Source organism: Azotobacter chroococcum (assembly GCF_002220155.1).
Taxonomy (GTDB): Bacteria; Pseudomonadota; Gammaproteobacteria; order Pseudomonadales; family Pseudomonadaceae; genus Azotobacter; species Azotobacter chroococcum.
This window is the reverse complement of record NZ_CP011835.1, coordinates 3,817,167-3,833,008: the sequence shown is the minus strand read 5'-3', so window position 1 is coordinate 3,833,008 and position 15,842 is coordinate 3,817,167. Positions and strand designations below refer to the sequence as shown.

14 protein-coding genes are annotated in these 15,842 nt (G+C 67.9%); 9 read left to right on the top strand and 5 right to left on the bottom strand.

What is annotated here, in order from left to right; translation table 11 throughout:
• Positions 1-150: 150 nt before the first annotated feature.
• The 8 genes from rnr (at position 151) to ACG10_RS17830 (ending at position 8,499) form a co-directional block, all read left to right on the top strand.
• Positions 151-2,730 carry a ribonuclease R gene (rnr, locus tag ACG10_RS17865; protein ID WP_089169251.1) on the top strand — a complete coding sequence of 860 codons (2,580 nt, stop codon included), beginning with the start codon at positions 151-153 and terminating at the stop codon, positions 2,728-2,730.
• Positions 2,727-3,470, top strand: a complete 744-nt coding sequence (gene rlmB, locus ACG10_RS17860; RefSeq protein WP_039805964.1) for a 23S rRNA (guanosine(2251)-2'-O)-methyltransferase RlmB — start codon at positions 2,727-2,729, stop codon at positions 3,468-3,470. Before rnr ends, rlmB begins: the two co-directional genes overlap by 4 nt.
• 165 nt (positions 3,471-3,635) lie before the next feature.
• The gene (gene rpsF / locus ACG10_RS17855; protein ID WP_039805963.1) at positions 3,636-4,052 is read left to right on the top strand and encodes a 30S ribosomal protein S6; all 417 of its coding nucleotides are present in this window, start codon (positions 3,636-3,638) and stop codon (positions 4,050-4,052) included.
• Between the two features lie 28 nt (positions 4,053-4,080).
• Entirely contained in the window at positions 4,081-4,311 is a 231-nt protein-coding gene (gene rpsR, locus ACG10_RS17850) for a 30S ribosomal protein S18 (RefSeq protein ID WP_012699436.1), read from the top strand.
• A 35-nt stretch (positions 4,312-4,346) separates the two neighbouring features.
• Positions 4,347-5,237: a YybS family protein gene (locus tag ACG10_RS17845; RefSeq protein ID WP_089169250.1), complete on the top strand. Its 891-nt coding sequence runs from the start codon at positions 4,347-4,349 to the stop codon at positions 5,235-5,237.
• Between the two features lie 21 nt (positions 5,238-5,258).
• Positions 5,259-5,705 (top strand): 50S ribosomal protein L9, encoded by a 447-nt coding sequence (gene rplI / locus ACG10_RS17840; protein ID WP_039805961.1) that lies wholly within the window; start codon positions 5,259-5,261, stop codon positions 5,703-5,705.
• A 112-nt stretch (positions 5,706-5,817) separates the two neighbouring features.
• Complete coding sequence (gene dnaB, locus ACG10_RS17835; protein ID WP_089169249.1) at positions 5,818-7,209, top strand: replicative DNA helicase; 1,392 nt, start codon at positions 5,818-5,820, stop codon at positions 7,207-7,209.
• A gap of 72 nt (positions 7,210-7,281) precedes the next feature.
• Positions 7,282-8,499, top strand: coding sequence for an MFS transporter (locus tag ACG10_RS17830; protein ID WP_089169248.1), 1,218 nt, complete (start codon positions 7,282-7,284; stop codon positions 8,497-8,499).
• A gap of 14 nt (positions 8,500-8,513) precedes the next feature.
• On the opposite strand, the gene ACG10_RS17825 is transcribed toward ACG10_RS17830, so the two are convergent.
• The 5 genes from ACG10_RS17825 to ACG10_RS17805 form a co-directional block, all read right to left on the bottom strand.
• The gene (locus ACG10_RS17825) at positions 8,514-9,026 is read right to left on the bottom strand and encodes a DUF2271 domain-containing protein (RefSeq protein WP_089169247.1); all 513 of its coding nucleotides are present in this window, start codon (positions 9,024-9,026) and stop codon (positions 8,514-8,516) included.
• An 11-nt stretch (positions 9,027-9,037) separates the two neighbouring features.
• Complete coding sequence (locus ACG10_RS17820; RefSeq protein WP_089169246.1) at positions 9,038-9,637, bottom strand: PepSY-associated TM helix domain-containing protein; 600 nt, start codon at positions 9,635-9,637, stop codon at positions 9,038-9,040.
• A gap of 210 nt (positions 9,638-9,847) precedes the next feature.
• A complete protein-coding gene (locus ACG10_RS17815) occupies positions 9,848-12,142 on the bottom strand; it encodes a YgiQ family radical SAM protein (RefSeq protein WP_089169245.1) in 2,295 nt (764 codons plus the stop codon).
• 120 nt (positions 12,143-12,262) lie between these two features.
• Positions 12,263-13,339, bottom strand: coding sequence for an alanine racemase (gene alr, locus ACG10_RS17810; RefSeq protein WP_089169244.1), 1,077 nt, complete (start codon positions 13,337-13,339; stop codon positions 12,263-12,265).
• A gap of 408 nt (positions 13,340-13,747) precedes the next feature.
• Positions 13,748-14,872 carry a methyltransferase gene (locus tag ACG10_RS17805; protein ID WP_089169243.1) on the bottom strand — a complete coding sequence of 375 codons (1,125 nt, stop codon included), beginning with the start codon at positions 14,870-14,872 and terminating at the stop codon, positions 13,748-13,750.
• Between the two features lie 135 nt (positions 14,873-15,007).
• On the opposite strand from ACG10_RS17805, the gene ACG10_RS17800 reads away from it, so the two are divergent.
• Complete coding sequence (locus tag ACG10_RS17800) at positions 15,008-15,784, top strand: ferredoxin--NADP reductase (protein ID WP_089169242.1); 777 nt, start codon at positions 15,008-15,010, stop codon at positions 15,782-15,784.
• The last annotated feature ends 58 nt before the right edge of the window (positions 15,785-15,842 follow it).

Here is a 15,842-nt window from a genome sequence, read left to right as displayed (position 1 = left end):
CGAACTATACGGAGCAGGTCTTGGCTTGTAAACCCTTGAGGTGAAAAAATTATTGTCACCGCAAAGCTGACCGACAGATGGATTTCGCGCTTCAATAAGCAGATGGCAGATACCTCAAATGGAAATCATGAATAAGGTGACAACGCACTGATGGCCGATTGGCAAAGTCTCGATCCCGAGGCCGCCCGCGAGGCGGAAAAGTACGATAACCCCATTCCCAGCCGCGAGCTGATCCTGAAGCGCCTCGACGAGCGCGGGGCTCCCGCCAGCCGCGAGGAGTTGGCGGAGGAGTTTGGCCTGCGCGAAGAGGAGCAGATCGAAGCCCTGCGCCGGCGTCTGCGCGCCATGGAGCGCGACGGTCAGCTGCTCCATACCCGCCGCGGTACCTATGCACCGGTGGACAAGCTCGACCTGGTGCTCGGCCGGGTCAGCGGACATCGGGACGGCTTCGGCTTCCTGATTCCCGACGACGGCAGCGACGACCTCTTTCTCAGTCCGATGCAGATGCGCCTGCTGTTCGACGGCGACCGTGCGCTGGCACGGGTATCCGGCTTCGACCGGCGGGGCCGCCGCGAGGGGGCCATCGTCGAGGTGGTCTCGCGAGCCCATGAAACCGTCGTCGGCCGCTACTACGAAGAAGGCGGCATCGGTTTTGTCATCCCCGACAACCCGAAGATCCAGCAGGAGGTGCTGGTCACCCCCGGTCGCACGGGGAACGCCGCGGTCGGCCAGTTCGTCGAGATCCGCATCACCCACTGGCCGACCCTGCGCTTCCAGCCGCAGGGCGACATCGTCGAGGTGATCGGCAACTATATGGCGCCGGGCATGGAAATCGACGTTGCCCTGCGCAGCTACGATATCCCTCACGTCTGGCCGGAGGCCGTGCGTAAGGAGGCGTGCAAGCTCAAGCCCGAGGTGGAGGAGAAGGACAAGCTCAAGCGCATCGACCTGCGCCACCTGCCGTTCGTCACCATCGATGGTGAGGATGCCCGCGACTTCGACGATGCGGTCTACTGCGAGAAGAGCCTTCTGGCGCCGATCGCCGGTGGCTACCGCCTTTATGTGGCGATCGCTGACGTGTCCCACTACGTCAGGGTCGGCTCGGCGCTGGACGAGGAAGCCAGCCAGCGCGGCAACTCGGTGTATTTCCCCGAGCGGGTGGTACCGATGCTGCCCGAGGAGCTGTCCAACGGCCTCTGCTCGCTCAACCCGCAGGTTGACCGGCTGGCCATGGTCTGCGAGATGACCCTGTCGCGCTCCGGCAAGATGACCGATTACCAGTTCTACGAGGCGGTCATCCATTCCCATGCGCGACTGACCTACAACCGGGTCAGCACCATGCTGGAGCAGCCGAAGAGCCCCGAAGGCAAGCGGCTGTGCAGCATCTATGCCGGGGTGCTGCCGCATCTCAAGCAGCTGTATTCGCTCTACAAGGTGCTGGTGAAGGCGCGCCAGGTGCGTGGTGCCATCGATTTCGAGACCCAGGAAACACGCATCGTCTTCGGTTCCGGGCGCAAGATCGCGGAAATCCTGCCGACCGAGCGCAACGATGCGCACAAGCTGATCGAGGAGTGCATGCTCTGCGCCAACGTGGCGACCGCCGCGTTCCTGCAGAAGCACGAGCTGCCGGGACTCTACCGGGTGCACGACGGCCCGCCGGCGGAGCGCCTGGAGAAGCTCAAGGCCTTTCTTGGCGAGCTCGGCCTGAGTCTGCACCGCAGCAAGGATGGCCCGACACCGAAGGACTACCAGATGCTGCTGGAGTCGATCCAGGGGCGAGCGGACTTCCACCTGATCCAGACGGTCATGCTGCGCTCGCTCAGCCAGGCGGTGTACAGCGCCGACAACCACGGCCACTTCGGCCTGAACTACGAGGCCTACACCCATTTCACCTCGCCGATCCGCCGCTATCCGGATCTGCTGGTGCACCGTGCGATCCGCAGCGTGATCCGCTCCAAGCGCGAGACGCCCCATGTCCGCCGCGCGGGTGCGGCGAGCATGCCCAAGGCGCGCATCTATCCCTACGACGAGGCGACCCTGGAGCAGCTCGGCGAAGCCTGCTCGCTGACCGAGCGGCGTGCCGACGAGGCGACCCGTGACGTGGTCAACTGGTTGAAGTGCGAGTTCATGCAGGATCGCGTCGGCGAGCGTTTCGACGGGGTGATCACCGCGGTGACCGGCTTCGGCATCTTCGTAGAGCTGAAGGACATCTACGTCGAGGGACTGGTGCATGTCACCGCCCTGCCGGGCGACTACTACCACTTCGATCCGGTGCATCATCGCCTGTCCGGGGAGCGCAGCGGGCGTGGCTTCCGGCTCGGCGACAGCGTTGCCGTGCGGGTGATGCGGGTCGACCTGGACGAGCGGCGGATCGATTTCGAGCTGGTCGAGGGCGAGCGTGGACAGCCGACCGGGCGTCGTCGGCGTGCCGCCGAGCAGGAGGAGGTGGTCGAGGAGCGTGCCGCCAAGGGGCGTGGCAAGGGCGGCAAGGGCAAGGAGCTGGCGCCGCTGGCTTCCGAACTGCTGGCCCAGGCCGAGGCCATGCTCGGCAATACCGATGTGAAGAAGAGTCGGGCGACCAAGCAGGCGCTGCTGGCCGAGGCCAAGACTGCCAAGCCGGAGCGCCGGAAGGCGGCCAAGGGGTCTGCCGAGAAGGGCGGGGGCGGCAGGCAGCACAAGCCGGCTGACAAGGGGGCCCCCCGCAAGGCCCGGAGCAAGGCCAGAACATGAGCGATCTGGAACGGATCTACGGCGTGCATGCCGTGGAGGCCCTGCTGCGTCATCATCCCCGGCGGGTCAAGCAGCTCTGGCTGGCCGAGGGGCGTCAGGATCCGCGGATCCAGGCGCTGCTCGAGCTGGCCCGGCAGGCGCGGGTGCCGGTCGGCCAGCGTGAGCGTCGTGAGCTGGATGAGTGGGCCGAGGGCGTGCACCAGGGGGTGGTCGCCGAGGTCAGTCCCAGCCAGGTCTGGGGCGAGGCGATGCTCGACGAACTGCTCGACCGCTGCGAAGGACCGCCGCTGCTGCTGGTCTTGGACGGCGTCACCGATCCGCACAACCTCGGTGCTTGCCTGCGTACCGCCGACGCCGCCGGCGTGCAGGCGGTGATCGTGCCCAAGGACAAGTCGGCCACCCTGAATGCCACGGTGCGCAAGGTCGCCTGCGGCGCCGCCGAGGTGGTTCCGCTGGTGGCGGTGACCAATCTGGCGCGGACCCTGGAGAAGCTCCGTCAGCGCGGCCTGTGGACGGTCGGCACCGCCGGCGAGGTCGAGCAGGAGCTCTATGGGCTGGATCTGCGCGGCCCGACCGTGCTGATCATGGGCGCTGAGGGCAAGGGCATGCGCCGGCTGACCCGCGAGCACTGCGATTACCTGGTGCGCCTGCCGATGGCCGGCAGCGTCAGCAGCCTGAACGTGTCCGTCGCCACCGGCGTCTGTCTGTTCGAGGCCGTGCGCCAGCGCCGCCTGCAGTGACGGCAGGGCGCTGTGCGCCTTGCTTCCCTCCCGGCCCTTCTCTAGAATTGCGCCCCTTGTCTCGAGCTGGGGCGCACTGCCCCGGATTCCCGGCAAGTCCAACGAGTCATTCACTCCTTGCCTGACCGCATCGCGTCGGCAGGCTACAACCCGTAAGGAGCATCCATGCGTCATTACGAAATCATTTTCCTGGTCCACCCGGATCAGAGCGAGCAGGTCGGTGGCATGGTGGAGCGTTACACCAAGCTGATCGAAGAAGATGGTGGCAAGGTCCATCGTCTGGAAGACTGGGGCCGTCGCCAGCTGGCCTATGCCATCAACAACGTGCACAAGGCTCACTACGTGATGCTGAACGTCGAGTGCAGTGGCAAGGCCCTGGCCGAGCTGGAAGACAACTTCCGCTACAACGACGCCGTCATCCGCAACCTGGTCATCCGCCGCGACGAAGCCATCACCGGCCAGTCCGAGATGCTCAAGGCCGAGGAAAACCGCAGCGAGCGTCGCGAGCGTCGTGAGCGCCCCGAACACGGCGGCCACGAAGGTCACGACAGCGATAGCGACAGCGATAAAGCTGACGAGTAATCCACGGATCTATTGAGGAGCAACTCCCATGGCACGTTTCTTCCGTCGTCGCAAGTTCTGCCGTTTCACCGCCGAAGGCGTCAAAGAGATCGACTTCAAGGATCTCAACACCCTGAAGGCCTACATCTCCGAAACCGGCAAGATCGTTCCCAGCCGCATCACCGGTACCAAGGCCCGTTATCAGCGTCAGCTGGCCACCGCCATCAAGCGTGCCCGCTACCTGGCCCTGCTGCCCTACACCGACAGCCACGGCCGTTGATGGCGGGCGGTCGACAAAGGTAAGGGGTAGATCGCATGCGCGCCCTGGCTGAGTTCATCATGCGCGGTCGCATGCAGGCCGGCTTCGTGGTCGTCGGCTCCGCCGCCCTGCCGCTGCTGTTCTGGCTGAGCGCGGCGGCAGGCTGCCTGGTGCTGCTGCGCCGCGGCTTGAGCGATGCCTTCGGTATCGTCGCTCTGGCCCTGCTGCCGGCGGCTGCCTGGTGGTATTTCGGCGAGCCGCGCACCCTGCTGCTGTTGCTCGGCACCCTGGGGCTGGCTCAGCTGCTGCGCACCAGCGTGTCCTGGCGGCTGGTGCTGATGGGCAGCGTGCTGGTCGGCCTGGTCTATGCGCTGGTGCTGGGGGAGGTGTTTCGCGCCCCCATCGAGGCGATGGCCGGCGAGCTGCAGAAGCTAATGCCGCAGGTGCTCGAGTCGGCCCGGCCGCTCTCGGCGGACGAGCAGGCGCGTCTGGGTGCCCTGCTGGTGCCGGTGCTGACCGGCCTGTTGGCGGCGCTGCTGCAGATCGTCAGCTTGCTTGCCCTGGTGCTCGGTCGTTACTGGCAGAGCCTGCTGTACAACCCGGGTGGTTTTGCCAGCGAGTTCCGCGCGCTGCGCCTGCCAGGTCTGTGGGCGCTCGCGCTGCTGGCCGGAATGCTGCTCGCTCCCAACCTGGGGGCGCAGATGGCCATGCTGACGCCGCTGTGCAGCGTACCGCTGTTCTTCGCTGGCATAGCCCTGATACACGGGCTGGTGGCGCAGGGGCGGCTGGGGCGGTTCTGGCTGGTGGGGCTGTATGTGACGCTGCTGCTCTTCATGCAGCTGACCTATCCGTTACTGATGGTCTTGGCCATCGTCGACAGTCTGATTGATTTTCGCGGTCGGCAGACGCCCAAGGGTGGCTCCGGAGCTGCGAACGGTGAAGGTTAAAAGTTAAGAGGTAAGACTCAAATGGATGTCATCCTGCTGGAAAAGATCGCCAACCTGGGCAACCTGGGCGACAAGGTGAGTGTAAAGGGCGGCTACGCGCGCAACTTCCTGCTGCCGCAGGGCAAGGCCACCGCGGCCACCGCCGAGAACGTTGCGGCGTTCGAAGCCCGTCGTGCCGAACTGGAGCGTCTGGCTGCCGAGAAGCGGGCTTCCGCCGAAGAGCGCGCGGCCCAGCTGAACGAGCTGGAAATCACCATCACCGCCACTGCTGGCGATGAAGGCAAGCTGTTCGGCTCCATCGGCACCGCCGACATCGCCGACGCCCTGACCGGCGCCGGTCTGGAAGTGGCGAAGAGCGAAGTGCGTCTGCCCAACGGCACCATTCGCCAAACTGGCGAATACGAGGTGGCCCTGCACCTGCACACCGACGTCGAGGCCAGCATCCGCCTGGTCGTGGTCGCCGGCTAAGCGGTCGCCATATCGTCTGGCAGCCTGGCTGCCAGACGCCTAACATCGGGCACTCTCCGCAGCTGCGGAGCGTGCCCGTTGTCTTTTTGCCGTCCCGGAATCCTCGCCAGCCATGAACGACATCAGTCCTCCCGAGCAGTACGACCTGGAAACCGCTGCCCTCAAGGTGCCGCCGCATTCCATCGAGGCCGAGCAGGCCGTGCTGGGCGGCTTGATGCTGGACAACAACACCTGGGAGCGGGTGCTCGACCAGGTGTCCGACGGCGATTTCTACCGCCACGACCACCGCATGATCTTCCGCGCCATCACGGTGCTGGCCGAGCGCAACATGCCGTTCGACGTGGTCACCCTGTCCGAGCAGCTGGACAAGGAAGGCCACCTGGAACAGGTCGGCGGCCTGGCCTACCTCGGCGAGCTGGCCAAGAACATCCCCTCGGTGGCCAACATCAAGGCCTATGCGCAGATCGTCCGCGAGCGCGCCACCCTGCGCCAGCTGATCGGCATCAGCAACCGGATCGCCGACAGCGCCTACGCACCCCAGGGTCGTAGCGGCGACGAGATTCTCGACGAGGCCGAGCGGATGATCTTCCAGATCGCCGAGGCACGGCCAAAAGCCGGCGGCCCGCTGGCGATCAACGACATCCTGGTCAAGGCCATCGATCGTATCGACTCGCTGTTCAACTCCGGCGACGCCATCACCGGTCTTTCCACCGGCTTCACCGATCTGGACGAGCAGACCAGCGGCCTGCAGCCGGCCGACCTGGTCATCGTCGCCGGGCGTCCGTCGATGGGCAAGACCACCTTCGCGATGAACCTGGTGGAGAACGCCGTGCTGCGCAGCGACAAGGCGGTAGTGGTGTATTCCCTGGAGATGCCTGCCGAATCCATCGTGATCCGGATGCTCGCCTCGCTCGGGCGGATCGACCAGACCAAGGTGCGCGCCGGCCGGCTGGACGACGACGACTGGCCGCGGCTGACCTCGGCGGTCAACCTGCTCAACGAGCGCAAGCTGTTCATCGACGACACCGCCGGCATCAGCCCGGCGGAAATGCGCGCGCGCACCCGGCGCCTGGCCCGCGAGCACGGCGAGATCGCCATGATCATGGTCGACTACCTGCAGCTGATGCAGATTCCCGGTTCCAGCGGCGACAATCGGGTCAACGAGATTTCCGAGATCTCCCGCTCGCTGAAGGCGCTGGCCAAGGAATTCAACTGCCCGGTGATCGCCCTCTCGCAGCTCAACCGCTCGCTGGAGCAGCGTCCCAACAAGCGTCCGGTGAACTCCGACCTGCGCGAATCCGGGGCCATTGAGCAGGACGCCGACGTCATCATGTTCGTCTACCGCGACGAGGTCTATCACCCGGAAACCGAGTTCAAGGGCGTCGCCGAGATCATCATCGGCAAGCAGCGTAACGGCCCGATCGGCACCACCCGGCTGGCCTTCCTCGGCAAGTACTCGCGCTTCGAGAACCTGGCGCCGGGCAGCTACCAGTTCGACGAGTGAGCGCACTGGACAGGCCTGCCCGTGCGGATTAGCGTCAAGCAAGGCGTCAGATTCCGCACAGGGAGGCCAGACATGGCTGCTCCGGGGCGTCCTTTCTCCTTTACCGCCGGCCTGCGTGCCCTGCCGGCGGGCATCTGGGCGCTGGGCTTCGGCTCGATGCTCATGGACATCTCCTCCGAGCTGATCCACAGCCTGCTGCCGCTATTCATGGTCGGCGTGCTCGGTACTTCGCTGGTGACGGTGGGCATCGTCGAGGGCGTGGCCGAGGCCACCGCGGCCTTCGCCAAGGTGTTCTCCGGCGCACTCAGCGACTACCTGGGGCGGCGCAAGCGGCTGATGGTGTTCGGTTATGCCCTGGCGGCTTTCAGCAAGCCGCTGTTTCCCTTGGCCACGAGCGTCGACTGGGTGTTCGCCGCGCGCTTCGCCGACCGTGTCGGCAAGGGCATTCGCGGCGCGCCGCGCGATGCGCTGGTCGCCGACATCGTGCTGCCGCGTCTGCGCGGTGCGGCCTATGGCCTGCGTCAGTCGCTGGACTCGCTCGGCGCGGTGATCGGTCCGCTGCTGGCGCTGCTGTTCATGTTCTGGTTCGCCAATGACATCGCGGCGGTGATGTGGGTGGCGGTGATCCCGGCCTTCCTCACCGTGGCCCTGCTGCTGCGCTACGTCCGGGAGCCGGCGCGCGTTGGGGCCGAGGAGGGCGCCCGGCCGCCGTTGCGGCTGGGCGATGTGCGCCGGTTGGGCGGCGCCTACTGGTGGGTGGTGGGCATCGGCGCGGTGTTCACCCTGGCGCGCTTCAGCGAGGCCTTCCTGATCCTGCGCGTCGAGGATGTGGGCGTACCGCTCGGTCTGGTGCCGCTGGCGCTGGTGGTGATGAACCTGTTCTATGCCCTGTGCGCCTATCCGGCCGGCCAGGCCGCCGACCGTCTCGATGCGCGCCGGCTGCTGCTGCTCAGCCTGCTGCTGCTGATCCTCGCCGACCTGCTGCTGGCCGGCGCCGGCAGCCCCTGGCTGGCCTTCGCCGGTGCCGCCCTGTGGGGACTGCACATGGCCTTCAGCCAGGGCCTCTTGGCCAAGCTGGTGGCCGACAGCGCGCCGTTGGCCCTGCGCGGTACCGCCTTCGGCTTCTTCAATCTGCTCAGCGGCCTGGCGCTGCTGGCGGCCAGCGTGATCGCCGGCACCCTGTGGCAGCAGTTCGGCGCCGCTGCGACCTTCCTCGCCGGTGCCGCCTTCACCGTGCTGGCCGCCCTGGGGCTGCTGGCCTGGCGCGCTCCGCAGCAGGCGGAGCGCTGAGGGCCTGCTGCGGCTCAGGGTGTCAGGCGGAGGGTCATGGCGCCCAGTTCGAGCTGGCCCTGGGCCTGGAAGTGTTCGGCCTGCGCGGGCGGCCAGGTGAAGGCCGCGCCCAGCAGTTCGCGCTTGCCGCCCTGGCGAGCCACCTCGACCATCAGATGGTATTCGCCGGCCGGCAGGTCCTTGAACGGTGCGCGGTCGTCGCTGAAGGTCAGGTGGTGCTCGCCGACCGGACGGGTCGCGCCGCTGACGCCGTCCACCGGCATGTCGAGGTGGCGGCCGCTGATCTGCCACCACTGGCGCAGGGAGTTGAGCCACTTCTCGCCCTTGTTGTTCTTCATCTTCATGCCATACCAGACCGCCAGGTCGGCGACGTGCGTCTTGTCCGGCCGCTGCAGCCAGACGGCGACATAGGGGCGGTGGTACTCGGCGACCTCCAGGCGGGGGATTTCCAGACCGATTTCCAGCTCGGCGGCGAAGGCCGGCGCGGCGAACAGCGCGCAGAGGGACAACAGCAGGCGGTGACGCATGGATGACTCCTTCAATGGGCGAACAGCAGGACGATCAGCAGCGGCAGCAGCAGGCCGAGGCCGGTCAGCGGCCAGGTGCTCGGGCGGAAAGCGGCCTGGCGCTGCAGAAGCAGCAGCCCGGTGAAGCTGAAGATCACGCAAACCCCGGCGAAGGCATCGATGAACCAGGTCCAGGCCTCGCCGGTATTGCGGCCCTTGTGCAGGTCGTTGAGCCAGGCGATCCAGCTGCGGTCGGTGGACTCGTACTCCAGCGCGCCGGAGGCGAGGTCCAGGCTCAGCCAGGCATCGCCGCCCGGCCGGGGCAGGCCGATGTACAGCGCGCCGTCGGTCCACTCGGCCTCGGTCCCGGCCAGGCGGATGTCCAGTTCGCCCTCCAGCCACTGCTGCAGCGCCGGCGGCAGGCCGGCCTCGGGCACCGCCGCCAGCAGGTCGGCCTGCAGGGGCGCGGGCAGCCGGGCGCTGCGGTTCTCCACCTGCGGACGGCTTTCGATCTGCTCGGCGTGGTTGAGGGTGATGCCGGTAATGGCGAACAGCAGCATGCCCGCCAGGCAGAGGGCGGAGCTGATCCAGTGCCATTGGCGAAGGGTGCCGAGCCGGAGGGAGCGGGGCATTGCAAGGTCCTGCACGAAAGGGAGGAGCGCTACGGGGCAGGCACTTTATTGAGTTTTCGGCTGGGGCGCGAGGGGTTTACAAACGGCATGCGTTCGCATTGCTGCCCGCTCCGGAGGAGAGCGGGATGGCGTTCGCGGTGCGCCCCGGGCGGCGCCACGAAATCCCGTTCGGACAGCCAGCCGGCGCCGGCCTCGGCTGGCGGTGCGGAACTAGCGCGGAGCCACCGGCCGCTTGGGCTTGCCGCCCTTGCCGCCCTTGCCGCCCTTGCCGCCCGACTTGCCGCCCTTGTCGGCCTTGCGCCGCGCCTCGGCGGCGGCCTTGGCCTGTTCGCGCTTGTCCCACGGGTTGCCGTCGTGGCTGCGCGGCGGCAGGCCGGTGTGCTGGGTGAGCAAAGGCTTGCCGGCCTTCTTGCTGCCGGCCGGTGTGGAATTCTTGCGCCGTGCGCTTTGATAGCCGTCGGTGTCCGGCTGGTAGGCCGGGATCAGCTGGTGCTTGCCGCTGCCGATCAGATCGCTGCGGCCCAGCTCCTTCAGCGCCTCGCGCAGCAGCGGCCAGTTCTGCGGGTCGTGGTAGCGCAGGAAGGCCTTGTGCAGGCGGCGCTGCCGCTCGCTCTTGACGATGGTCACCGCGTCGCTCTTGTAGGTCACCTTGTGCAGCGGATCGCGTCCCGAGTGGTACATGGCGGTCGCCGTGGCCATCGGCGAGGGGTAGAAGGCCTGCACCTGGTCGGCGCGAAAATCGTTGCGCTTGAGCCACAGGGCGAGGTTCATCATGTCCTCGTCGCTGGTGCCGGGGTGCGCGGCGATGAAGTAGGGGATCAGGTACTGCTCCTTGCCCGCCTCCTTCGAGAACTTGTCGAACAGCTTCTTGAAGCGGTCGTAGGTGCCGATGCCCGGCTTCATCATCTTCGAGAGCGGACCCTGCTCGGTGTGCTCCGGGGCGATCTTCAGGTAGCCGCCGACATGGTGGGTGACCAGCTCCCTGACGTACTCCGGCGACTCCACGGCGAGGTCGTAGCGCAGCCCGGAGGCGATCAGGATCTTCTTCACCCCCGGCAGGTCGCGGGCCGAGCGGTAGAGGTGGATCAGCGCCGAATGGTCGGTGTTCAGGTTGTCGCAGATGCCCGGGTAGACGCAGGACGGCTTGCGGCAGGCGGCCTCGATCTTCCGGCTCTTGCAGGCGATGCGGTACATGTTGGCGGTCGGCCCGCCGAGGTCGGAGATCACCCCGGTGAAGCCCGGCACCCGGTCGCGGATCTCCTCGATCTCGCGCAGGATCGACTCCTCCGAGCGGTTCTGGATGATCCGTCCCTCGTGCTCGGTGATCGAGCAGAAGGTGCAGCCGCCGAAGCAGCCGCGCATGATGTTCACCGAGAAGCGGATCATCTCGTAGGCCGGAATGCGCTCGCCGCCGTAGGCCGGATGCGGCACCCGGGCGTAGGGCAGGCCAAACACGTAGTCCATCTCCTCGGTGGAGAGCGGGATCGGCGGCGGATTGAGCCAGACGTCCAGGGTGTCGTGGCGCTGCACCAGGGCGCGGGCGTTGCCGGGGTTGGTCTCCTGGTGCAGCACGCGGCTGGCGTGGGCGTAGAGCACCGGGTCGTTGCGCAGCTTCTCGAAGGACGGCAGACGCACCACCGTGCGCTCGCGGCTCAGCTTCGGGTGCGGCAGCAGCTCGACCGGCTGCGCCGCGTTGGGGTCCTCCGGCTCGCCCCTGGCCTGTTCGAGGGCGCAGGCCTCGAGATCCTGGGTGTTGACGTAGGGATTGATGATCTTGTCGACCTTGCCCGGCCGGTCGATGCGCGTGGAGTCGATCTCGAACCAGCCCTCCGGCGTGTCGCGGCGGACGAAGGCGCTGCCGCGGATGTCGGTGATCGACTCGATGCGTTCGCCGGCGGCCAGCCGGTGGGCCACTTCCACCACGGCGCGCTCGGCGTTGCCGAACAGCAGCAGGTCGGCGGTGGCGTCCATCAGGATCGAGCGGCGCACCTTGTCCTGCCAGTAGTCGTAGTGGGCGATGCGCCGCAGCGAGGCCTCAATGCCGCCGAGCACCACCGGCACCTCGCTCCAGGCCTCCTTGCAGCGCTGGCTGTAGACCAGGCTGGCACGGTCCGGACGCCTGCCGGCGAGGCCGCCGGGCGTGTAGGCGTCGTCGGAGCGGATCTTCCGGTCGGCGGTGTAGCGGTTGATCATCGAGTCCATGTTGCCGGCGGCGACCCCGAAGAACAGGTTCGGCCTGCCGAGCTTCATGAAGTCGTCCTTCGCGCGCCAGTCCGGCTGACTGATGATGCCGACCCGGAAGCCCTGGGCCTCCAGCAGGCGGCCGATGATCGCCATGCCGAAGGACGGATGGTCCACGTAGGCATCGCCGGTGACGATGATCACGTCACAGGAGTCCCAGCCGAGCTGTTCCATTTCCTCCCGGCTCGTCGGCAGGAAGGGCGCCGGTCCGAAGCATTCGGCCCAGTACTTGGGATAGTCGAAGAGCGGCTTGGCTGCGTGCATGGCAAGGACCGGGGCGGAGAAAAACGGGCGCGCAATATAGCACAAAAAATGAGCAGAAAGCCGAGCGAAACACTCGGCTATAGGCCGGATTCCGCCCGCCCGGGCGGGGCGGGCGCGCCGCTAGAAACGGTAGCGCCGCGGCACCCGCGCGGTTACCCGGGTCAGCAGTTCGTAGCCGATGGTGCCGCAGGCGCGGGCCACTTCGTCGACCGGCAATCCGGCACCCCACAGCTCCACCGGATCGCCGGTCCGCGCCTCGGGCAGCTCGCTCAGGTCCACCGTCAGCATGTCCATCGACACCCGCCCGGCCAGCGGCACGCGCCGCCCGCGGATCGCCAGCGGGGTGCCGGCGGGCGCGTTGCGCGGGTAGCCGTCGGCGTAGCCGCAGCTCACCGTGCCGATCCGCGCCGGTCGCCCGGCCCGCCAGGCCGCGCCGTAGCCGACCGTTTCCCCGGCCGGCACCTCGCGAATGGCGATCAGCTGCGCGGTCAGGCTCATCGCCGGCTGCAGGCCCAGCGCCGTGGCGTCGCGCCCGGCGAAGGGGCTGGCGCCGTAGAGCATGATGCCCGGGCGCAGCCAGTCGAGATGCGCCTGCGGCAGACTCAGGATGGCCGCCGAATTGGCCAGGCTGCGTGCGGCGAACGGCAGGTCGGCGAGGCTCAGGAAACTTTCCAGCTGCTGCGCGGTGAGCGGATGGCCCTGCTCATCGGCGCAGGCGAAGTGGCTCATCAGGTTCAGCTCGGCGACCTGCCGGGCGCCCTGCAGGCGGGCGTGCCAGTCGCGCAGGTCCGGCGCGGAAAAGCCCAGGCGGTGCATGCCGCTGTCCAGCTTCAGCCAGAGGTTCAGCGGGCGCTCCAGCTCGGCGGCGAGCAGCGCCTCGGCCTGTTCCCCGCCCTGCACCGCCACGTCCAGGCCGAGGTGCGCCGCGACCTGGTACTCCAGCGGCTCGAAGCAGCCCTCCAGCAGCAGGATCCGCGCGCTCTGGTGCAGGGCGCGGACCTCGGCGGCTTCCTCCAGACAGGCCACGGCGAAGCCGTCGGCGTCGTCGTGCAGCGCCGTCACCACCTCGCGCACGCCGTGGCCGTAGGCGTTCGCCTTGACCACCGCGAAGGCCCGCGCGCCCGGCGCGCAGCCCTTGGCCAGGGCATGGTTGTGACGGAGGGCGGCCAGATCGACCGTGGCGACGAGAGGGCGCATGGAAAAGGTCCTTGGGAAGCAGGGACGCCCATGGTACTCCGCCGGTATGGCGGCGGGCATGCTCCCACTATGGGAAGTGGCGCGAATCTCGGGAAAGCACCCAGTTGGCGTGGGGAATTTCCGCAATTTCTGTGAAAAGGCCTGTGGATAAGCCTGGGAACAAATCGCTTGCCCGGGACGCGCCGCGGCGTGCGGCGGGACCGGCGGAAGACTGCGTATCGAGAGCGGTGAATATCCTGGAGCAGGCGATTTTTCTGGCGTCAAGGGAAATGTGCGCTCGACCTCAACCGGTCTGCAGATACTATCGATGTGTCCAGCGAGACTGTGCGGCAGCCTGTGGATAAGTTGCGCACGAAGGGCTCGAGGTCCGCCCGCGGCGGGCCTTGGGCGGAGCTGCTCGTTTCCTGTTCAGCGGGTTGCCTTGAGGATGACGAACTTGGGCGTCGCCGCCACCTGCTCGACGCGGGAGAACAGCTTCCTGAGCTTGACGTGATAGCCCAGGTGGCGGTTGCCGACGATCCACAGCGCGCCGCCCGGCACCAGCGCCGCCCGTGCCTGCTGGAACATGCGCCAGGCGAGGAAGTCGCCGACCACCTGCTGCTGGTGGAACGGCGGGTTGCACAGCACGACCTCCAGCGACTGCTCCGCCTGCCCGGCCAGGCCGTCGGCGGCGCGGATCTCCACCGGCCGCGCGCCGAGCGCGGCGCGCCAGTTCTCTTCGGCCGACTGCACGGCCATGTAGGACTCGTCGACCAGCGTCAGCCGCGCCTCGGGATTGGCCAGCGCGCAGGCGATGGCCAGCACCCCGTTGCCGCAGCCGAGGTCGGCGACCCGCGCGTCGCCGAGGTTGCGCGGCAGGTGGGGGAGGAAGGCGCGGGTGCCGATGTCCAACCCTTCGCGGCAGAACACGTTGGCGTGGTTGGCCAGCTCGATGGGCGGCTGGTCGAGGCGGTAGCGGCTCGGGTAGGGCGAGCGCGGGGCAGGTTTTGTCTCCGGCGTGGCGAACAGCAGGCGCGCCTTCTTCACCGCCAGCGAGGCCTGCAGCGGGCCGACGTAGCGCTCCAGCAGGTCGCCCGCGGCACGCGGCAGGTGCTTGAGCATGGCGGCGGCGATCACCTGGGCGCCCGGCGCCAGCCGGCCGTGCAGACGGATCAGCTGCTCCTCGAGCAGCGCCAAGGTCTTGGGCACGCGGATCAGCACCCGGTCGAAAGGCCCCTCGGCGACCGCGCTGGCCGGCACGAAGGCCACCGCGTCCGCGGCCAGGCCGTTGCGCTGCAGGTTGTCCTGCAGGGCCAGCCAGCCCAGATGGGAGTCGCCGCTGCTGGTCACCCGGGCATGGCCCGCCAGGGCGCAGGCCAGCGCGCCGAAGGCGTCGTTGAGCACGAGGACCCGCGCCTGGGCGGGCAGGCCCTGCGCGTGCAGGTGCTGCAGCAGGTACTCGTCGGCGGCGTCGAAGGCCTGCAGGGGGTCGTCGCGGCGCGGCGGCTGGCGCTGCAGCTCGAGACGGGCGAACGGGGTGTCGAGAATGGGCATGGCGGGACGGCGTTTGTCTATACCAAAGAGAGGCCGGCGTCTTTGCCGGGCGGTCGATCCGCCCCGGCCGCGAGCGCCGGCCCGGACACAGTCATGGCGTTCGCCCGGATACCGGCGGCGAACGAGGAGCGAAGTATGACCGCCAGCGAAGACAAGTTCACCCGGCAGACGCTGCTCGAGGTCTGGCCCTGGACGGACACCCTGTTCAGCCTGCGCTGTACGCGCCCGCCGGAGTTCCGTTTCCGCGCCGGCCAGTTCGCCCGCCTCGGCCTCTGCAAGGCCGACGGCAACAGCGTCTGGCGTGCCTATTCGATGGTCTCGGCGCCGGCCGAGGAGCAGCTGGAATTCTTCTCCGTGGTGGTGCCGGGCGGCGAGTTCACCAGCGAGCTGCGCCGCCTGAAGCCCGGCGACACGCTGTTCGTCGAGCGCCAGCCCTACGGCTTCCTCACCCTCGAGCGCTTCCCCGACGGCCGCGACCTCTGGCTGCTGGCCTCCGGCACCGGGCTCGGGCCTTTTCTCTCGATCCTGCGCGACCCGGAGGTCTGGCAGCGCTTCGAGCACATCCTGCTGGTGCACAGCGTGCGCACCGCGGGCGAGCTGGCCTACCGCGAGCAGATCGCCGGGCTGCCGGCGCGCATGCAGGCGCCGGGTGGCGGAGAGCAGCTGCGCTACCTGCCGCTGGTGACCCGCGAGACGGTGCCCGGCACCTTGCACGAACGCATCACCACGCTGCTCGACAGCGGTGGGCTGGAGCGCGCCGCCGGCCTGCCGATCGAGCCGGCGCACTCGCGGCTGATGCTCTGCGGCAATCCGCAGATGATCAAGGACTGCCGGACGCTGCTCAAGGCGCGTGGCCTGCAGCTCAGCCTGAACCGCCAGCCGGGCCAGGTGGCGGTGGAGAACTACTGGTAGGGTCTGTTGACGTTTTGGCGTAGGCCGCGACGGCGGCCCGTTTGGCGCAGAACAAGGA

Excerpts from the sequence above, each read along its gene's own strand:
- rnr (WP_089169251.1), top strand. The coding sequence starts at position 151 with ATGGCCGATTGGCAAAGTCTCGATCCCGAGGCCGCCCGCGAGGCGGAA.
- rlmB (WP_039805964.1), top strand. The coding sequence starts at position 2,727 with ATGAGCGATCTGGAACGGATCTACGGCGTGCATGCCGTGGAGGCCCTG.
- rpsF (WP_039805963.1), top strand. The coding sequence starts at position 3,636 with ATGCGTCATTACGAAATCATTTTCCTGGTCCACCCGGATCAGAGCGAG.
- rpsR (WP_012699436.1), top strand. The coding sequence starts at position 4,081 with ATGGCACGTTTCTTCCGTCGTCGCAAGTTCTGCCGTTTCACCGCCGAA.
- ACG10_RS17845 (WP_089169250.1), top strand. The coding sequence starts at position 4,347 with ATGCGCGCCCTGGCTGAGTTCATCATGCGCGGTCGCATGCAGGCCGGC.
- rplI (WP_039805961.1), top strand. The coding sequence starts at position 5,259 with ATGGATGTCATCCTGCTGGAAAAGATCGCCAACCTGGGCAACCTGGGC.
- dnaB (WP_089169249.1), top strand. The coding sequence starts at position 5,818 with ATGAACGACATCAGTCCTCCCGAGCAGTACGACCTGGAAACCGCTGCC.
- ACG10_RS17830 (WP_089169248.1), top strand. The coding sequence starts at position 7,282 with ATGGCTGCTCCGGGGCGTCCTTTCTCCTTTACCGCCGGCCTGCGTGCC.
- ACG10_RS17825 (WP_089169247.1), bottom strand. The coding sequence starts at position 9,026 with ATGCGTCACCGCCTGCTGTTGTCCCTCTGCGCGCTGTTCGCCGCGCCG.
- ACG10_RS17820 (WP_089169246.1), bottom strand. The coding sequence starts at position 9,637 with ATGCCCCGCTCCCTCCGGCTCGGCACCCTTCGCCAATGGCACTGGATC.
- ACG10_RS17815 (WP_089169245.1), bottom strand. The coding sequence starts at position 12,142 with ATGCACGCAGCCAAGCCGCTCTTCGACTATCCCAAGTACTGGGCCGAA.
- alr (WP_089169244.1), bottom strand. The coding sequence starts at position 13,339 with ATGCGCCCTCTCGTCGCCACGGTCGATCTGGCCGCCCTCCGTCACAAC.
- ACG10_RS17805 (WP_089169243.1), bottom strand. The coding sequence starts at position 14,872 with ATGCCCATTCTCGACACCCCGTTCGCCCGTCTCGAGCTGCAGCGCCAG.
- ACG10_RS17800 (WP_089169242.1), top strand. The coding sequence starts at position 15,008 with ATGACCGCCAGCGAAGACAAGTTCACCCGGCAGACGCTGCTCGAGGTC.